The following is a 1563-nucleotide window of genomic DNA, read 5'->3' as shown; positions in this document are numbered from 1 at the left end:
GGGGGTGCGGCGGAAAACTTGGACTACCTGGAGATGTAATGGATGCCTCCCTGCCCACGGGCAGCAAAACGCCGCCAGGAGTACCGAGATGAACAGCGCGACCGTTGTGGGCGTGTGGCTTGTCCGTTAGACAAGCTGGGCGCTCGACTGGATACGGCATCAAAGTGCCCATGGCGTCGTGATAGACCAAGGTCTTCACAAACACCAGCGAGGTTCCGTCATGCATCTTCGTACTGCACAAAGCGCGGGGCAAATGATCGGCCAGATGAGCGGCCTGCAGGTCATCGGGCTGGACATCGCCAAAAATGTGTTCCAGCTTCACACCGTCGACATGAGCACAGGCGAGATCGTCAACGTGCAGCTCAAGCGGGCCAAGGTGTTGGGGCACTTCGCCAACCGTGCGCCCTGCCTGATCGGCATCGAAGCCTGCGGCGGAGCGCACCACTGGGCCCGTGAGTTGACGGCACAGGGGCATACCGTGCGGCTGATCCATGCCAAGGCCGTGCGCCCGTTTGTGAGCGGTAACAAGACCGATGCCACGGACGCACGCGCCATCTGGCTGGCGATCCAACAGCCGGGCACCAAATTCGTAGGCGTGAAGACGCTGATGCAGCAGGCCACGCTCACCTTGCATCGTCAGCGCGAGATGTTGATGCGGATGAAGATCATGCAGATCAATGCGTTGCGGGGGCTGCTCTATGAGTTTGGAGCCACTTTCGCGCGGGGCAAGAAAGCGCTGTTGGGCGAGTTGGAGCTGGCGCTGGAGGCGCTTGCCAACAGCATCCCACAGTATGTCGCCGACAGCCTGCGCGAGCAGGCCCAGCGCATCAAGCAACTGGCGATCGACATTAAGGCCATCGAGGTGCGGCTTGCTGAGGTCCTGCGCATTGACGTGGACATGAAGCGCGTGGCGGCGATACCCGGAGTCGGCCTGCTCTCGGCTACGGCGGCCATCGCCACGATGGGAGAAGCCAAGGCATTCAAGTCTGGGCGCGAATTCTGTGCCTGGCTGGGTCTGGTGCCCAAGCAACGGGGCACAGGTGGCCGGGTGACTCTGCTGGGGATCTCCAAGCGGGGCGACACCTACCTGCGCACCTTGCTTGTTCACGGCGCTCGTGCGGTACTGAGACATGCGAAAGAGCCCGGCCCATGGCTGGAGCAACTCCAAACCAGGAGGCCGCCGAACGTGGTGATCGTGGCACAGGCGGCCAAGATGGCGCGAACGATCTGGGCCGTCACGGCCCGGCAGCAGGACTACCAACGAGGCCACCAGAGCACCCGGGCGCTTGCGGCTTGAACTCGTAGCCAAACATCAACCCAACCCAAGAAAGGGAGCAGGTGAGCCTTTGAAGGCGATGAGGCAGCAACGAAGCAGCGTGATGTGAAACAGGTCAGACCGGGACGAGCTAAACCTGGATGAACTACCGGACTTCAAAAGTCCGTCCTAAGAGATGAGGTGCTCGTCAGCGGATTACATCGGGGCCAGTGGACAAGGGGCAACCCACCATCCACATCACAGGCCGGATACAAGGCAGCAGCCGACTTCTTCACAGAGCATTGCGG

The 1563-nt window shown here is 61.4% G+C and carries 1 protein-coding gene; it reads left to right on the top strand.

Annotated elements, in window-relative coordinates; genetic code table 11:
- The first annotated feature begins 265 nt into the window (after positions 1-265).
- On the top strand, positions 266-1297 hold the full coding sequence (locus tag QRN67_RS28475) for an IS110 family RNA-guided transposase (RefSeq protein WP_285414600.1): 1032 nt from the start codon (positions 266-268) through the stop codon (positions 1295-1297).
- Positions 1298-1563 lie beyond the last annotated feature (266 nt).

The sequence above is a fragment of the Variovorax sp. efr-133-TYG-130 genome, from assembly GCF_030208835.1.
Classification (GTDB): Bacteria; Pseudomonadota; Gammaproteobacteria; order Burkholderiales; family Burkholderiaceae_C; genus Variovorax.
The sequence above is the reverse complement of the archived record's forward strand: the minus strand, read 5'-3'. Positions and strand labels throughout refer to the sequence as shown.

Excerpts from the sequence above, each read along its gene's own strand:
- QRN67_RS28475 (WP_285414600.1), top strand. The coding sequence starts at position 266 with ATGAGCGGCCTGCAGGTCATCGGGCTGGACATCGCCAAAAATGTGTTC.